The organism is Pedobacter cryotolerans (assembly GCF_005116475.1).
Classification (GTDB): Bacteria; Bacteroidota; Bacteroidia; order Sphingobacteriales; family Sphingobacteriaceae; genus Pedobacter; species Pedobacter cryotolerans.
The window spans coordinates 314444-329842 of record NZ_SWBO01000002.1 but is presented as its reverse complement, the minus strand read 5'-3'; the positions used below and the strand labels follow the sequence as shown (position 1 = coordinate 329842).

Here is a 15399-nt window from a genome sequence, read left to right as displayed (position 1 = left end):
GTTATTAAAATAATTTTAATGGTTTGTTCATTACAGCAAAACACGTTGAGTCCGAAGATAAGATTGTAAAAATCTCGTTTTCGGACTTTTTGTTTTAATTTAAGTTCCAAAAAGTGTGCATTAAAACTTAATCAAGCAATTAAGTCTCACATCTCATATCTCAATACTCATATCTTTTTATTATTTTTATCCCCCAATGAAAGCAATCAAAGAAACCAACTTTAATTTTCCAAAACAGAGCAATTTTTACAAAGGTAAAGTACGTGATGTTTATACTATAGACGATCAATTAATGGCAATGGTGGTAACCGATAGAATATCAGCATTTGATGTGGTATTACCGGAAGCTATTCCTTTTAAAGGACAAGTTTTAAACCAAATAGCAGCAAAATTTTTAGCTGCTACACAAGATATCGTGCCTAACTGGGTTTTAGCTACACCAGATGAAATGGTAACAATTGGTCGCATTTGTGAGCCGTTTAAGGTTGAAATGGTGATTAGAGGATATTTGGCTGGTCATGCTTCTCGTGAGTATAGCTTAGGCAAAAGATCGGTTTGCGGCGTTGCCCTACCAGAAGGATTAAAAGAAAACGATAAATTACCCGAGCCAATTATTACACCAACTACAAAAGCTGCAGTTGGGCATGATGAAGATATTTCTAAAGAAGATATTTTAGCAAAAGGAATTGTTTCTTTGTTAGATTACGAAAAGTTAGAAGCATACACTCATGCACTTTATAAACGCGGTACAGAAATGGCTGCCGAACGCGGTTTAATTTTGGTTGATACTAAATATGAGTTTGGTAAAGTAGGAGATACCATTTACTTGATTGATGAAATTCACACTCCAGATTCATCTCGTTATTTTTATGCTGATGGATATAAAGAAAGACAACAATCTGACGAACCACAAAAACAATTGAGCAAAGAGTTTGTACGCAAATGGCTAATTGAAAATGGGTTTCAAGGTAAAGATGGGCAAGTTGTACCAGAAATGACAGAAGAGATTGTAGCTTCAATATCAGATCGTTACATTGAATTGTACGAGCAAATTACAGGCGATAAATTTGTGAAAAATACATCATCAAATATTTTGGAAAGAATAGAAACCAACGTGAATAATGCGCTTTCTAATTTATTATCAAATTAAAAATAGCTACTTTCGCTTTACATAAACTTAATAACCATGAAATTTTCTACAGATAAACACGAAAAATATGTTGTTTTAAAATTGGATGAACCAAACTTCACCAACGCCAATACACCAGCTTTAAAATCGGAATTTATCTTATTAAATACCGAAGGCTATCGAAACATTGTATTAGATTTATCTGATGTTAAAGAATGTAACGATTCGCAAGATTTAAGCTGTCTTTTAGTTGGCGATAGACTTTGCAAAAGTGCCGGCGGTATATTCGTTGTATCTGGTGTAAACAATACCATCGCAAATATTGTTAAAATATCTAACCTCCATCATTCGGTTACATTTGTAAACAAAATTGATGAAGCAACTGATTTAATCTTTATGGAAGAAATAGAGAAAGAATTACGTGGCAGTGTAGATAAAGGATAATTAATGACATTTGAAGTAACCATTTTAGGCAGTAGCTCGGCAACACCAATTTTTAATAGAAACCCAACATCGCAGTTATTAAATTGCAATGAGAAATTTTATTTAATAGATTGTGCAGAAGGTACTCAGCAACAATTGATTAAATTTGGGTTAAAAGCCTCAAAAATCGATTACGTTTTTATTAGTCATTTACACGGAGATCATTATTTTGGTTTAATTGGCTTACTCTCTAGCTTACATTTAAATGGAAGGATAAAACCTTTACATATTTTTTGCCCACAAGCACTACAAGAAATTTTAGAGCTTCAATTTAAACATTCAGATACGCATTTGAAGTATGAACTAATTTATACTTTTACTGATGCCACCAAATCTGAAGTAATTTTCGAAAACAACGATGTAACAGTAGAAACTATTGTGTTAAACCATCGAATACCTTGTACAGGATTTAAATTTACCGAGAAAAAACGCTTAAGAAAGTTATTGATAGATAAGTTAGAACAAGATCAAGTGCCGGTTGAATTGTATCCATTACTAAAAAGAGGAGTGGACTTAGATTTACCAAATGGAGATGTGATTAAAAATTTAGATTATACTACCGACTCCGCCGAACCAAAATCTTACGCTTATTGCTCTGATACTTTGATGGATGAAGTGTATTTTGAAACTATAAAAGGATGTGATACACTTTATCATGAAGCTACATTTCTGCATGAGATGTTAGAACGGGCGAAAGAAACTCATCATACCACCGCTTTGCAAGCCGCTGAGGTTGCAAATATAGTTGGCGCTAAACATTTACTGATTGGTCACTTTTCATCTCGTTACAAGACATTAGTAGAGCTATTAGACGAGGCTAAATCCGTTTTTACCAACACAGATTTAGCAATTGAAGGAATTACTTTTAAAATATAAGTAATTACCATTTTCTATCTATTGTTTTTGAAGCTCAGTTTCAGAGGCAAATATTAATTTAGTCCTGCTTTTTGTTCCAATTTTTTTGTGTGCTTCGACTACGCTCAGCATGACACAAAAATATATCCACTGCATACAGGGCTAGATAACGAAGGTTTCTGCTACTGAAAGCCCCTCATAGTAGTAAATTAATCTTGCTCATGTAGCGTCATTTCGAACGAGTTTTTCACGAGGAGAACCACGAAGTGCTCAGCTCAGCTAAATTTTTTTGTTAAATAAAGAAAATTATTTAAATGAGCTACATAAATAGTAACTAAAATCTTCCAGCTGAATTGCTTTAAATTTCTATCGCACAAAAAAGGCCAGAAATAAATTTCCAGCCTTCTTCATAATATATTTTTCTAGGTTACTTATCTTTTTTATTTCCACCTCCAAACACAGAGAAGTGTACGTAACGTTTCGGATTAGCCTTTAAGTCAATCATTAACGCATCTAAGTTTTTAGAAGCATTGTTCAAGTTATTGTACATTTCTTCATCAGTTAGTAATTTTCCAAGAGATCCTTTACCAGCTTTTAGTTCAGAAACCATTCCTTGTAAATCAGCAACAGCTTTATTGGCATTGTCGATGGTTGTTTTGAAATTTAATGCTGCAACTTTATCTGTTACCGTATTTAAGTTATTTAAAACCGCATCAATTTTTGCTCCGTTGTTTTTAAAGTTTAAAGTTATGGCTTCTACGTTAGATAAAATGCCAGATAATTTTGCGCTTTCTGAGCCAACTAAAGCATCCACTTTTTTAGATGTAGCTTCTAATGAACCCAAGGTAGATGCAATGCTAGTAAAACTCTTATCCACATTTTTCTGAAAACTAGGATTTAAGATTGAGTTTACACTAGTAAGGATTGAATCCATTTTAGCAATAATCAGCTCTGCTTTTTTCTGAACTGGTTGAACAGATTCCATTAAGCTTTTTTCTACATTTGTATTTAATATGTGGCCATCTTGCGCATACTCTTTACTATTACCTAATACCATTACAACGGCTTTACCGCCTAATAAATCAGTGCTTTCTAATCTTGCAACGGTATTTACTGGAATTTCATACTGATCTCTGATTTTTAGGGTAGCTTTAATTTTACCATCCGCTTGCAATTCGAGCTTGTCAACTCTACCTATCTGAAAACCATTAATTAAAACTGGTTTAGAAACACCCAAACCATCAACCTGGGTATAAAGTGCATACAATTCTGTTTCGCTAGTGAAAATAGAATTTCCTTTTAGAAAGTTATAGCCAATTATCAATAAGGCAATAGCAAATGCTGCTAATACGCCTACTTTGGTTTCATTTTTTATTTTCATTTGTGTTGTAGCGTGTTAAATGGTATTTAGCGTTGTTTAACTTTTAATTAAGCAAAGCTGTTGTATTTTTTAATTTTCTATTTGTTTTTTATATTCTTTAACGGCATTTACTATGGCGGTAACAATTTCTTCCTGTCCTTCTTGCGAGTTCAAATAATCTTCTTCAGCGGCATTAGAAATAAATCCAATCTCTGTTAAAACCGAAGGCATTGCCGCTCGCTGCAAAATTAATAATCCTTGTTCTTTAACACCTCTATTGGTTCTTTTGTTTACTTCGGTATAGTTTTTTTGAATTAGTTTCGCTAAAACCAAACTCTTAGTTCTGAATAAAGATTTGTACAAAGATAGCATAATTAATTCTTCAGGATCAGTAGGATCATAGGCACCTTTCTTTTTATAATCCTTATCTTTTAAAATATCTTCATTTTCTTTAATACCAGCATCCATCTCATTTATACGGCGATAAGCACCAACAAAAGTCTCCGTTCCTTTGGTATAATTATTACCTTTTGGCATCGAATTGCAGTGTATAGATATAAAAAGATCTGCTTTTGCATCATTTGCAATTTCTGCCCTTCTGTACCAATCTACATCAACATCCGTTTTACGGGTTTGGATAATTTTTACACCAGGCAATTCATCTTCAAGCATTTTGCCTAATTTTAAAGCTACTTTAAGAGCTATAGTTTTTTCTAAAGAGTATTTTCCGGCAGCTCCTGGTTTAACGCCTCCATGTCCGGCATCAACAACTATTGTTTTAATTTTGTAGCCTTGCGCATTTGCTACGTTTGGCCTAATTGAAAAGAGAATTAAAATAAATAATAGGACGGATTTAAATTTCATTTATGGTGTGTTTGCTGCAAATTTATAATAAATATTATAAACTATATTTCTACACTGTTTTTATAAGCTTGTATTGCTTTTAAAAGACAATTGGTAATTTCAGTTTGGCCAGCTTCAGAGTTCATGTAATCTTCTTCTCCAGCGTTACTAATAAACCCAATTTCTGTTAATATAGCAGGCATTCCGGCTCTTGCCAAAACGGCTAAACTTTTCTCTTGTACGCCTCTATTTACTCTGCCAACTTTTACATACTCATCTTGTACTAATTTGGCTAATTTTAAACTTTGGGTTCTAAAGGTGTTTTTCATCAACGAAAGAATAATTGCCGACTCTGGATCATTGGCATCAAAACCTTGATAGTTTTCTTTGTAATTATCTTCTAAAAACATCGAAGCATTTTCTCTTTTAATTACATCATCTTGTTCATCTAATCTGCCACTACCAGATACAAAAGTTTCTACACCTCTGGTGGATGTGCTTTTTGCATACCGAGTTTTATACACAGGCACTTTTTTACCTTTTTTATTACGTACGTAACTGCTAATGTAACGAGAGCTTACAACAGGCATATCATTACAATGGATTGAAATAAATAAATCTGCTTTTGCGTTGTTGGCTATCGCAATTCTTTCGTAAAGCGGGATAAAAACATCGGTGCTACGGGTATAAATTACCTTTACAACCTTCATGTTTTCTTCAATTGCCTTGCCTAATCTTAAAGCAGTTTTAAGTGCAACCTCTTTTTCGGTAGAGTATGCGCCTCTTGTAGAGCCATCTTTGCCACCGTGACCAGCATCAATTACAATTGTTTTTATTTTATATTCTTGTGCAAATAGTTGATTATCAGTAGTTAAAACTAATACTACACAAATAATTAACATCAAAATTCTATTTGACTTAAGCAATGGTATATTTTTCATTAATTTTGAACGTTTTGTGATAGACATTATTGCAAAAATAACATTCATACACAAATTTGAAACTTTTTAGGTACATCATTTTATCATTTTGCGCTCTTTTATTAACTTCTGTTGATAATGAGTCGTACGCATTAAGCACATATTCGTTTCAACAGGTGGTACAACAGACAGATAGCACTAAGCGTGACACCACCAAAAAAATAATGAAAAAGGGTGGAGGTTTAGATGATAAACTAGAATATTACGCCAAAGATACCACAGACATTGATAGAAAAAACGGAATAATGCAACTTTATGGTAGTGCTCGTGTTATTTACGATGAATTTGAACTCGATGCAGAATACATCAGGTTCGATTCGAGAAATAATACCATTTTTGCTCGTGGGATTAAAAACGATAAAGGCAAATATACTGGTAGACCTATTTTTAAAATGGGGCAAGAAGGTACTTCATTAGCCGATTCGATTAATTATAATACTAAGTTAGGAAAAGGTATAGTTTATGGCGTATCTACCGAACAAGAAGGAGGTTTCTTTTCTGGCGGAATTGCCAAAATACAACCCGATGAAGAAGTTCATTCACTCGGACAAACTTTTAGTACTTGTAATTTGGCCGAACCGCATTTTGGGATACACTTTACAAAAGCGATTATTACAAAAAATCAAATTATAACTGGTCCGGTTTATATGGAGTTTGAACGAATACCTATGCCTTTAGGTTTGCCATTCGCATTTTTTCCTAAGCCCAATAAAAAGTCATCTGGTTTTATATTACCCACACCACAAGAAGATGCAACTAAAGGTTTTGGTTTATTAAACGGCGGTTATTACGTTGCTTTAAATGATTATTGGGATGCAAAGATAACAGGTAATATATTTACCAATGGATCTTACGATTTGAACTTGGCAACCAATTACATGAAAAGATATAAGCACAATGGTAATTTTAACCTTGCTTATTCGAGTACTAGAAATGGTTTAGAAGGTACGCCAGAATATACGCCGCAAAAAAACTTTAACATTGCTTGGACACATAGCCAAAATCCGTTAGCAAGACCTGGATCTACTTTTAGTGCCTCGGTTAATGCTGGTACAGCTAGCTATTTTAGAGTAACTGGAGCAAATGCCACAAATGATTTTGATCAAATTGCAAGAAACACACTGAGCTCGAGTATTGCTTATGGAAAAACGTTTGGCGATGGTTTATTCAATTTAACATCAGCATTAACACACTCGCAAGAAACATCGGCTAAAACAATAACCTTAACCTTACCATCGGTAAGTTTAAATATGTCAACCATCAATCCTTTCGATCCAAAAGATAGGGTAGGTACACAAAAATTTTATCAAAAATTAACTGTTGGTTACAATTTAGAGGCTAAAAATACAGTTAGTGATCAAGAGAGTTTAGTTTTTGCTAAAGGAGGTTTAAGCAGATTTCAAAACGGATTTCAACATAATATTCCCATCAGTTTACCATTTAATGTGTTGCAGTTCTTAAACTTTAATACAAGTGCCAATTACACAGAGCGATGGTATTTTCAAACTATCGAAAAAAGATATATCAGGTTAGCTACCTCAGATAGTGTTAAAATAGATACTGTAAGTGGTTTTAAAAGAGCTGGAGAGTATAATTTAAACTTAGGTATGTCTACCAAATTGTATGGCAAGAGAGAATTTAAAAAACCTATTGGCAATATAGCTGCTATTAGACACGTAATTACTCCAAATATTGGCTTTTCGTACCGTCCAGATTTTTCATCAAATAATTACAATTACTATCGTGATCAGGTTTATTATACCAATGATATTAGACCAGGTAAAAGTGTTCCGATTGCGAATGATGGTTCTCAAATTGTAAGAGGTGCTAATGGACAGCCGTTGCGCTACTCAATTTTTGAACAAGGAATTTTTGGAGGTCCATCAGCAGGAAAATATGCTGGTTTAAACTTCTCGGTAGATAATAATGTTGAGTTAAAAGTATTGTCTTCAAAAGATACCACAGGTACGGGCGAAAGAAAAATACCGATTATACAAGGTTTAACTTTTTCAAGCGCCTACAATTTTGTTGCTCCAAGTAAAAAATTGGCGCCTATAAATTTTAGTGGTCGATCTCAGTTTACTGACAAATTAGGGTTTAACTTTGGTGGGGTATTAAGTCCTTACGCTGTAGATTTTGTACAAACAACCACCGGTTCAGGTGCTTCGCAATTTACTTCCTCAAGTTTTCAAGAGGTAGATAGGTATGTTTGGCAAGATGGAAAACTTCCTCGTTTGGTGTCTTTAAACTTTTCAACCGATTTTAGTTTTAATCCAGATGCTTTAAAAAGCAGAAATAAAAACATGGATGCCGTTAAAAATGCAAACGATGTGAACAATAACGGTAATAGAACTCAAGAACAAATTGAGCAACTTGCTTCAATTAGCAGAGATCCTAATGCTTTTGTAGATTTTAATATTCCGTGGAATATCGCTTTAAGTTATAGTTTTAATTATAGTAATCCATTAGGGCAAAGATCTACTAGAACCATTAGCAATAGTTTAAACTTTAATGGCGATTTTAATTTAACGCCCAAATGGAAGATACAATTTACTTCTGGTTATGATTTGGTTAGAAGTGAAATTTCGCCTACATCGTTTTCTATTTATAGAGATTTACATTGCTGGGATTTAAGCGCAAGTTGGGTGCCTTTTGGGCAGTACCAAAGTTATTCTATAGATATCAAAGTTAAAGCATCAATCCTTCAAGACTTAAAATTAAGTAAACGTAAAGGGTTTTACACCAGATATTAATCATTATGCTAGCTGAAATTATTACCATAGGCGATGAAATACTAATCGGACAAATTGTGGATACCAATTCTGCATGGATGGGTAGAGAATTAAATAAAATTGGGGTTAGTGTTAAACAAATTACATCAGTTTCTGATAACGCCGAACACATTGTTGCAGCTTTAAATGAAGCACAAAAAAGAGCTGATATCATTTTATTAACTGGCGGATTAGGTCCAACAAAAGATGATATTACCAAGCTTACACTCTCTAAATATTTTAATATGCCGCTTAGGCAACATGCAACTACGTTAGCTCATGTTGAAGAATTATTTAGAAAGTTTAACAGACCAATGATTGATGTAAACATTAAACAGGCAGATGTGCCAGATGGTTGTACCGTTATACAAAATAAAAATGGTACAGCCCCTTGCATGTGGTTTGAGGTTAATGGAAAAATTTTTGTATCGATGCCAGGTGTGCCTTTTGAAATGATGTATTTGATGGAGGAGGAAATTTTACCTCGAATAAAAAACAACTTTGATCTTCCATATATTGTTCATAAAACCATCTTAACGGTAGGCCAAGGCGAATCGTTTTTAGCACAGCAGATAGAAGATATTGAAGATAGCTTGCCAAGTCACATTAAATTAGCTTATTTGCCAAAATTAGGTCAGGTAAGGTTAAGATTAAGTGCTGTTGGACCAGACGAACAAGCTTTAAAAGCAGAAATAGATATTTATGCTCAGCAAATTATTGAAAGAGCTAAAAAATATGTAGCAGCGGAGGATGATGTGCCCTTAGAAAAAGCCATTTTAGATTTAATGAAGGCAAATAGGCTAACATTATCTACTGCAGAAAGTTGTACCGGAGGCTATATTTCTCATTTATTGACACAACATGCAGGTTCATCAGCAGTTTTTGCTGGCGGTGCCGTAGCTTACTCTTACGATTTAAAGGAATCGGTTTTAGGTGTAATGCACCAAACATTAGCTGAATTTGGTGCAGTAAGTGAGCAAACTGTAAAAGAAATGGCAGTAGGAGCAATAACTCATTTTAAAACTGATTATGCAATTGCAGTAAGTGGCATTGCTGGTCCAGATGGTGGTTTACCAGGTAAACCAGTTGGCACAGTGTGGATTGCTATCGCTTCAAAAAATACTGTAGTTGCCAAGCTTTTTACATTTAGCAACAAAAGAATTCAAAACATAGAACGTTCTGCCACAGCGGCTTTAACACTGTTGCTCAACCTGTTAAAACAAGATTTGAATTAAATGGTTAAAAAGGCGTACTTTTGCGGCTGATTACCAATTATAAACACCAAAACAATATGGCTCAATACGAATTATTGTTACCAAAAATGGGCGAAAGTGTTGCTGAGGCAACAATTATTAAATGGACAAAACAACCTGGTGATACCATTCAACTAGATGATACCATTTTAGAAATCGCTACAGATAAAGTAGATTCAGAAGTTCCTTCTCCGGTTTCGGGTAAATTAGTGAAACAACTTTTTACAGCAGATGATGTGGTGCAAGTTGGTGCTGTAATTGCAATTATAGAAACTGAAGGTGGAGAAAGTGCACCATCTGCGCCAGCGGCAAAAGAAGAAGTACCACAGCCAATTAAAGAAGTTGAAAATATTCCAGGTGTAGAACAATTGCCAACTGCAGATCATCATCAATCACAAGATTTTAAAAATTCAGATCGTTTTTATTCTCCGTTGGTAAAAAGCATCGCAGCACAAGAGAACATCGCTTTAGCTGAATTAGAAAATATTAAAGGGAGTGGAGCGGAAGGTCGTTTAACAAAAGATGACCTATTAAATTACATACAAAGCAAATCTGGTGGTGAAGTAAAACAACAACCTGCAAGTACACCAGCTCCTGTTGCAACTCCAGCTCCGACACCTAATGTAACTACGCCAGCTCCAAAACCAGCAGTATCTGTAAGTGGTGGCGATGAAGTTATAGAAATGGATAGGATGCGTAAACTGATTGCCGAGCACATGGTGATGAGTAAACAAACTTCTCCGCACGTTACTTCATTTGTAGAGGCTGATGTAACTAATATGGTAAAATGGAGAGATAAAGTGAAAAAATCTTTTGAGCAACGCGAAAATGAAAAAATCACATTTACCCCAATTTTTATTGAGGCGGTAACTAGAGCAATTAAAGATTTTCCGATGATTAATGTGACCGTTAATGGCACACAAATTATTAAAAAGCGAGATATTAATATTGGTATGGCGGCAGCTTTACCGAGCGGAAATTTAATTGTGCCTGTTATTAAAAATGCAGATCAATTGAATTTAGTTGGCTTAACAAAAGCGGTTAACGATTTAGCTACACGTGCTCGTAATTCTAAATTAAAACCAGACGAAACACAAAATGGAACTTTTACATTAACAAATGTTGGTTCATTTGGCAATGTGATGGGAACACCAATTATTAATCAGCCACAAGTAGCAATTTTAGCAGTTGGTGCCATTAAAAAGAAACCTGCAGTTTTGGAAACCGAATATGGTGATGTAATTGCTATCCGCCACATGATGTTTTTATCACTTTCTTATGACCACAGAGTGGTTGATGGCGCTTTAGGTGGTTCTTTTGTTCGCCGAGTGGCAGATTATTTAGAGAATTGGGATATCAATAGAGAGATTTCATAAAACTCGTCATTGCTATAAAAGTTAGCCTATCCCGATTTTTCGGGAAAACAATCTTAATTCGATTGTTATATTATTCTTAAGGTCTGTGAATTTTTCATAGACCTTTTTTTATTCTAATAACCTGAGCTCGATTATTAAATATTGGTTTTGAAGTTTTAAACTACGTTTTGGGTTAACTTGTTCGTCACCCTGAATTTATTTCAGGGTCTTTCATGCTAAACAGATGCTGAAATAAATTCAGCATGACGATCAGACGATAAATTAGGCTTATTATAGCTGTAATTTATATGAATAATTATCGAACTCAGGTTAATAAATTTCATAAACCAAAGTGAAAAGATGCTATAATTTTATTTGCGCTCTTTGTGTCTTTGCGGTTATTTTTAGTAGTAACTACTAAAGAAGATTGCTTTCCCGAGAAGTCGGGACAGGCTGTGGTTCCTCCTCACAAAAACGACTACGCTTAAAGCAAAAGCCCCGAAATCCATCGAGGCTTTGCATTTCAAAACAAAACAAAAAATACCTGCAAAAAAGCAGATAGAAAAATAATTTAGTTAGCAAATACGCCTTCTTCGGCAATAGCTGCAATATCTTGTTGGCTATAAGTCAGTTTGCCAGTTTGTGCAATAAATACATCTTTATTTAAAAGTAAATCTCTATTTGCAATTAGATTTTTAAGACTAACACTGCCAATTACATATTTATAATCGTTGCGAGAAAAACGTTCAGAAATATTTTCAACTTCTAGTTTCTCAACAGTGTACTCATGTACATATCGTAAATAAACTTCAACGCTAACTTTATCTGTATGGATAAGTCCATTTTGTTGATGGTATTTTTTGTATTCATAACGGTAATCGTAGCGTAAAGCCGCAATATCAGAAAGCACAGCTGCACCAGTTGGGTGCCCACCTGCACCTTTACCGAAAAAGAATTGTTTATCAGCAAATGCTGCTTGTACTGTTACGCCATTGTATTCATTTTCAACATTGTAAAGAAAATCATCAGCTTTAACAAACTTTGGCAATACAAAAGTAACAACTTGTTTGGTGCTTATTTTACGAGCAGTTGGCACCAATTTAATTTTAAAATTTTTCTCTCTTGCATATTGAATATCTGCATCAGAAATATTTTGGATGCCTATATTTAAGATATTTTCTGGATTGATAAACAAGCCATAAGCATGAGCCGTTGCAATAGTTAACTTAAATTTAGGATCATAGCCTCCAACATCTAAAATCGGATCAGTTTCTGCAAACCCTAAATCTTGTGCTTGTTTTAAAGCAGTTGAATAAGCTAAACCTTCATTAAATATCTTCGATAAAATATAATTAGATGAACCGTTAAAAATTCCACTGATGCCGTGTAAAAGTTCATTGTCGTAATATTCTTCTAAGTTTCTGATAATTGGAATACTACCGCATACCGCACCTTCATAAAGTAATGATGTGCCATTTTCTTCTTGCAATTTTACCAATTCTGCCAAGTGGGTAGCAATCATTTTTTTGTTAGCAGAAACTACATTTTTTCCGTTGCTTAAAGCTTTTTTAACAATTTTAAAAGCCGCATCAGCATCATCAATTAATTCAACAATGGTATTTATTTCTGGGTTGTCTAAAATTTCATCGTGATTGGTCGTAAAAAGACTAGTGTCTAAACTTCTTTGCTTATCAGGGTTTTTAATAGCAATTTTTACTACTTCTAAGTTTAAGTTTTGTCCACGGATAATGTCATGCAATCCTTGTCCAACAACTCCAAAACCAAATAATCCTATTTTTAATTTTTTACTCATTTTTTATTATGATTACACAGATAAAATGATTTCACTGATTTATCTGTTCTAGTTTTTACGATTTACTTTTTTAATCTTTATAATTTCAGCTTTAAGCTGTTCTATTTAATTTTATAATCTTTTTGTTCGCATTGTTTTTTAAAAAATTGCCGATAATGTTGGTTAACTTATCAGTTTCAATTAAAAAACCATCGTGTCCGTAAGCGCAGTTTATAGCGCTAAATTCTGCGCCAGTAATATTTTCTGCTAAAAACTTTTGCTCAACAATAGGGAAGAGTACATCGTTTTCAATTCCGATAACAAGTGTGTTAGCTTTTACTTCGGCCAATGCTGCAACAATACTTTTTCTACCTCTACCTACATTGTGGCTATCCATCGCTTTGCTTAAGTACCAATAACTGTAGGCGTTAAAACGTTTACAAAGTTTCTCTCCTTGGTAATTTTGGTACGATGAAGCTCTGTAACCTGTGGTTTTATCATTTACGCTTTCAACTTGCGTATCGGCATAAGCCTGATATGTTCTGTAAGATAACAATGCAATACTTCTGGCTACTTTTAATCCTTTTAAACCGCCATCTGGCTGGTTGGCATAAAATGTTCTGTCGGTACTAATTGCCAAACGCTGACTTTCGTTAAATGCAATACCCCAGGGTGAGTGAACAGCATTTGTAGCAACAAGGATCAAGTTTTCTATGGTTTGTGTTTTTGCCAGCGACCACTCTAGTGCTTGTTGTCCACCTAAAGATCCTCCAATTAAAACCTTTATATTATTAATGTCTAAATGGTTGGCTAATAAATTATGTGCTGCAGCTAAATCTCTAATGGTAAACTCTGGAAAAGATAAATAATAAGGTTGACCAGTAATTGGATTTAAACTTAACGGATTGGTGGTTCCGTAATTTGAACCAATAACATTAGCACAGATAATAAAATGCTCGTCAGGATTAAATAAATCATTTTTTCCAAATAATCCTTTCCACCAATCTAAAACATCAGCATTTGCGGTAAGCGCATGGCAAGCCCAAATTACGTTATCTTTTTTGTCATTTAGTTTCCCAAAAGTTTGGTAAGCAATTTCTAGATTGCGCAGTTTTTTGCCACTTTCTAGTTTGAATATTTTTGGATGTTTATACGTAGGCATATTGTAATTTGAAATGTTGTAATGTTGAAACGTTATGCTAAACTGTCAACCGCTAACTGAGAACTGATAATTGAAAACGCTTGTTCAAAATCTGCTTTAATATCATCGATATGTTCGATACCTACAGAAACCCTTAACTGATTTGGATAAACTCCGGCTGTTAATTGTTCTTCTTCGCTTAATTGTTGGTGCGTTGTAGCAGAGGGTTGTATAATTAACGTTTTTGCATCGCCAACATTGGCTAAGTGGCTCACTAATTTTAAGTTGTCAACAAAGTTGATGGCATTTTCTTTGTTCCCTTTTAGCTCGAAAGATAAAACACCGCCAAAACCATTTCTTAAATATTTTTTGGCATTGGCATGATATGGGCTACTTTCTAAACCTGGGTAATTTACTTTGGCAACTGCCGGATGATTTTCTAACCAAGTGGCTAAAGCCAAAGCATTTTCAACATGCCGTTGCACACGAAGTGATAAAGTTTCTAAACCTTGTATCAATAAAAATGAGTTAAAAGGAGCAATGGCAGGGCCGAAATCTCTTAAACCTTCTACACGAGCACGTATAATAAATTGAATATTACCGAAAGGTCCATTCTCGCCAAATACATCCCCAAAAACTAAACCATGGTAACCCTCAGACGGTTCGCTGAATTGAGGAAATTTTCCGTTTGCCCAATTGTAATTTCCACCGTCAACAATTACACCGCCAAGGCTAGTTCCATGTCCACCAATCCACTTTGTGGCAGATTCTACAACAATATGTGCACCATGTTCTAAGGGTCTAAATAAATATCCGCCAGCACCAAAAGTATTATCTACTATTAAAGGTAAATCGTGCTGTTTAGCAATTGCTGCAATTTGTTCAAAATCTGGAACACTAAAAGCAGGATTACCAATTGTTTCAAGATAAAGTGCTTTTGTATTTTCATCTATTAAATCAGCAAAACTTTTAGGTTCATCGATATTTGCAAATTTAACATCGATACCTAAGCGTTTAAAAGCAACTTTAAATTGATTGTATGAGCCACCATATAAATGATTTGATGATACAAAGTTGTCGCCAGCTTGCAAGATGTTATTTAACGCGATAAACTGAGCTGCTTGACCAGAACCAACTGCTAAAGCTGCAACACCACCCTCTAAAGCAGCAATTCTTTTCTCAAAAACATCTGTAGTTGGGTTCATTAACCGGGTATAAATGTTTCCAAATTCTTTTAATCCAAACAGATTTGCACCGTGTTCAGAATTTTTGAAGCCATAAGATGTAGTTTGATAAATTGGCACCGCTCTTGAGCCAGTTGTTGGGTCAATTTCTTGACCAGCATGTAGTTGTAGTGTTTCGAATTTATGTTGAGTTGACATGTTTTGATGTTTTAAAGTTGAAATTTTGTAAAGTTGAAATGTTGTTGGAAATCCA

Annotated in this window: 12 protein-coding genes; 6 read left to right on the top strand and 6 right to left on the bottom strand. The window is 34.4% G+C overall.

The genetic code is table 11. The annotated features are described in order from the left end of the window. Nucleotides 1-196: 196 nt before the first annotated feature. Genes FA045_RS04480 through FA045_RS04470 form a run of 3 tightly spaced genes read left to right on the top strand, consistent with a single transcriptional unit; the run spans nt 197 to nt 2488 of the window. Entirely contained in the window at nt 197-1150 is a 954-nt protein-coding gene (locus FA045_RS04480) for a phosphoribosylaminoimidazolesuccinocarboxamide synthase (protein ID WP_136874893.1), read from the top strand. A 36-nt stretch (nt 1151-1186) separates the two neighbouring features. Continuing rightward, entirely contained in the window at nt 1187-1573 is a 387-nt protein-coding gene (locus FA045_RS04475) for an STAS domain-containing protein (RefSeq protein WP_136874891.1), read from the top strand. A 3-nt stretch (nt 1574-1576) separates the two neighbouring features. Continuing rightward, nucleotides 1577-2488 carry a ribonuclease Z gene (locus tag FA045_RS04470; RefSeq protein ID WP_136874889.1) on the top strand — a complete coding sequence of 304 codons (912 nt, stop codon included), beginning with the start codon at nt 1577-1579 and terminating at the stop codon, nt 2486-2488. Nucleotides 2489-2894: 406 nt separating this feature from the next. Here FA045_RS04470 and FA045_RS04465 read toward each other — a convergent pair whose 3' ends face one another. The 3 genes from FA045_RS04465 to FA045_RS04455 all read right to left on the bottom strand — a co-directional run bounded on the left by FA045_RS04465 (nt 2895) and on the right by FA045_RS04455 (nt 5611). Then, on the bottom strand, nt 2895-3848 hold the full coding sequence (locus FA045_RS04465) for an MlaD family protein (protein ID WP_136874887.1): 954 nt from the start codon (nt 3846-3848) through the stop codon (nt 2895-2897). Nucleotides 3849-3917: 69 nt separating this feature from the next. After that, on the bottom strand, nt 3918-4691 hold the full coding sequence (locus FA045_RS04460) for an N-acetylmuramoyl-L-alanine amidase family protein (RefSeq protein WP_136874885.1): 774 nt from the start codon (nt 4689-4691) through the stop codon (nt 3918-3920). A 41-nt stretch (nt 4692-4732) separates the two neighbouring features. After that, complete coding sequence (locus FA045_RS04455) at nt 4733-5611, bottom strand: N-acetylmuramoyl-L-alanine amidase family protein (protein WP_225871277.1); 879 nt, start codon at nt 5609-5611, stop codon at nt 4733-4735. A gap of 203 nt (nt 5612-5814) precedes the next feature. On the opposite strand from FA045_RS04455, the gene FA045_RS04450 reads away from it, so the two are divergent. From FA045_RS04450 to FA045_RS04440, 3 genes are read left to right on the top strand one after another with little or no spacing between them, the layout of a single operon-like run. Then, nucleotides 5815-8403, top strand: a complete 2589-nt coding sequence (locus FA045_RS04450) for a putative LPS assembly protein LptD (protein ID WP_225871276.1) — start codon at nt 5815-5817, stop codon at nt 8401-8403. A 5-nt stretch (nt 8404-8408) separates the two neighbouring features. Then, nucleotides 8409-9656, top strand: a complete 1248-nt coding sequence (locus FA045_RS04445) for a competence/damage-inducible protein A (RefSeq protein ID WP_136874879.1) — start codon at nt 8409-8411, stop codon at nt 9654-9656. Nucleotides 9657-9712: 56 nt separating this feature from the next. Continuing rightward, nucleotides 9713-11050: a dihydrolipoamide acetyltransferase family protein gene (locus FA045_RS04440; protein WP_136874877.1), complete on the top strand. Its 1338-nt coding sequence runs from the start codon at nt 9713-9715 to the stop codon at nt 11048-11050. A gap of 550 nt (nt 11051-11600) precedes the next feature. On the opposite strand, the gene FA045_RS04435 is transcribed toward FA045_RS04440, so the two are convergent. The 3 genes from FA045_RS04435 to FA045_RS04425 all read right to left on the bottom strand — a co-directional run bounded on the left by FA045_RS04435 (nt 11601) and on the right by FA045_RS04425 (nt 15344). Then, entirely contained in the window at nt 11601-12842 is a 1242-nt protein-coding gene (locus FA045_RS04435) for a homoserine dehydrogenase (RefSeq protein WP_136874875.1), read from the bottom strand. Between the two features lie 91 nt (nt 12843-12933). Then, the gene (locus FA045_RS04430) at nt 12934-13983 is read right to left on the bottom strand and encodes a homoserine O-acetyltransferase family protein (protein ID WP_136874873.1); all 1050 of its coding nucleotides are present in this window, start codon (nt 13981-13983) and stop codon (nt 12934-12936) included. 32 nt (nt 13984-14015) lie between these two features. Next, nucleotides 14016-15344 carry an O-acetylhomoserine aminocarboxypropyltransferase/cysteine synthase family protein gene (locus FA045_RS04425; protein ID WP_136874871.1) on the bottom strand — a complete coding sequence of 443 codons (1329 nt, stop codon included), beginning with the start codon at nt 15342-15344 and terminating at the stop codon, nt 14016-14018. Nucleotides 15345-15399 lie beyond the last annotated feature (55 nt).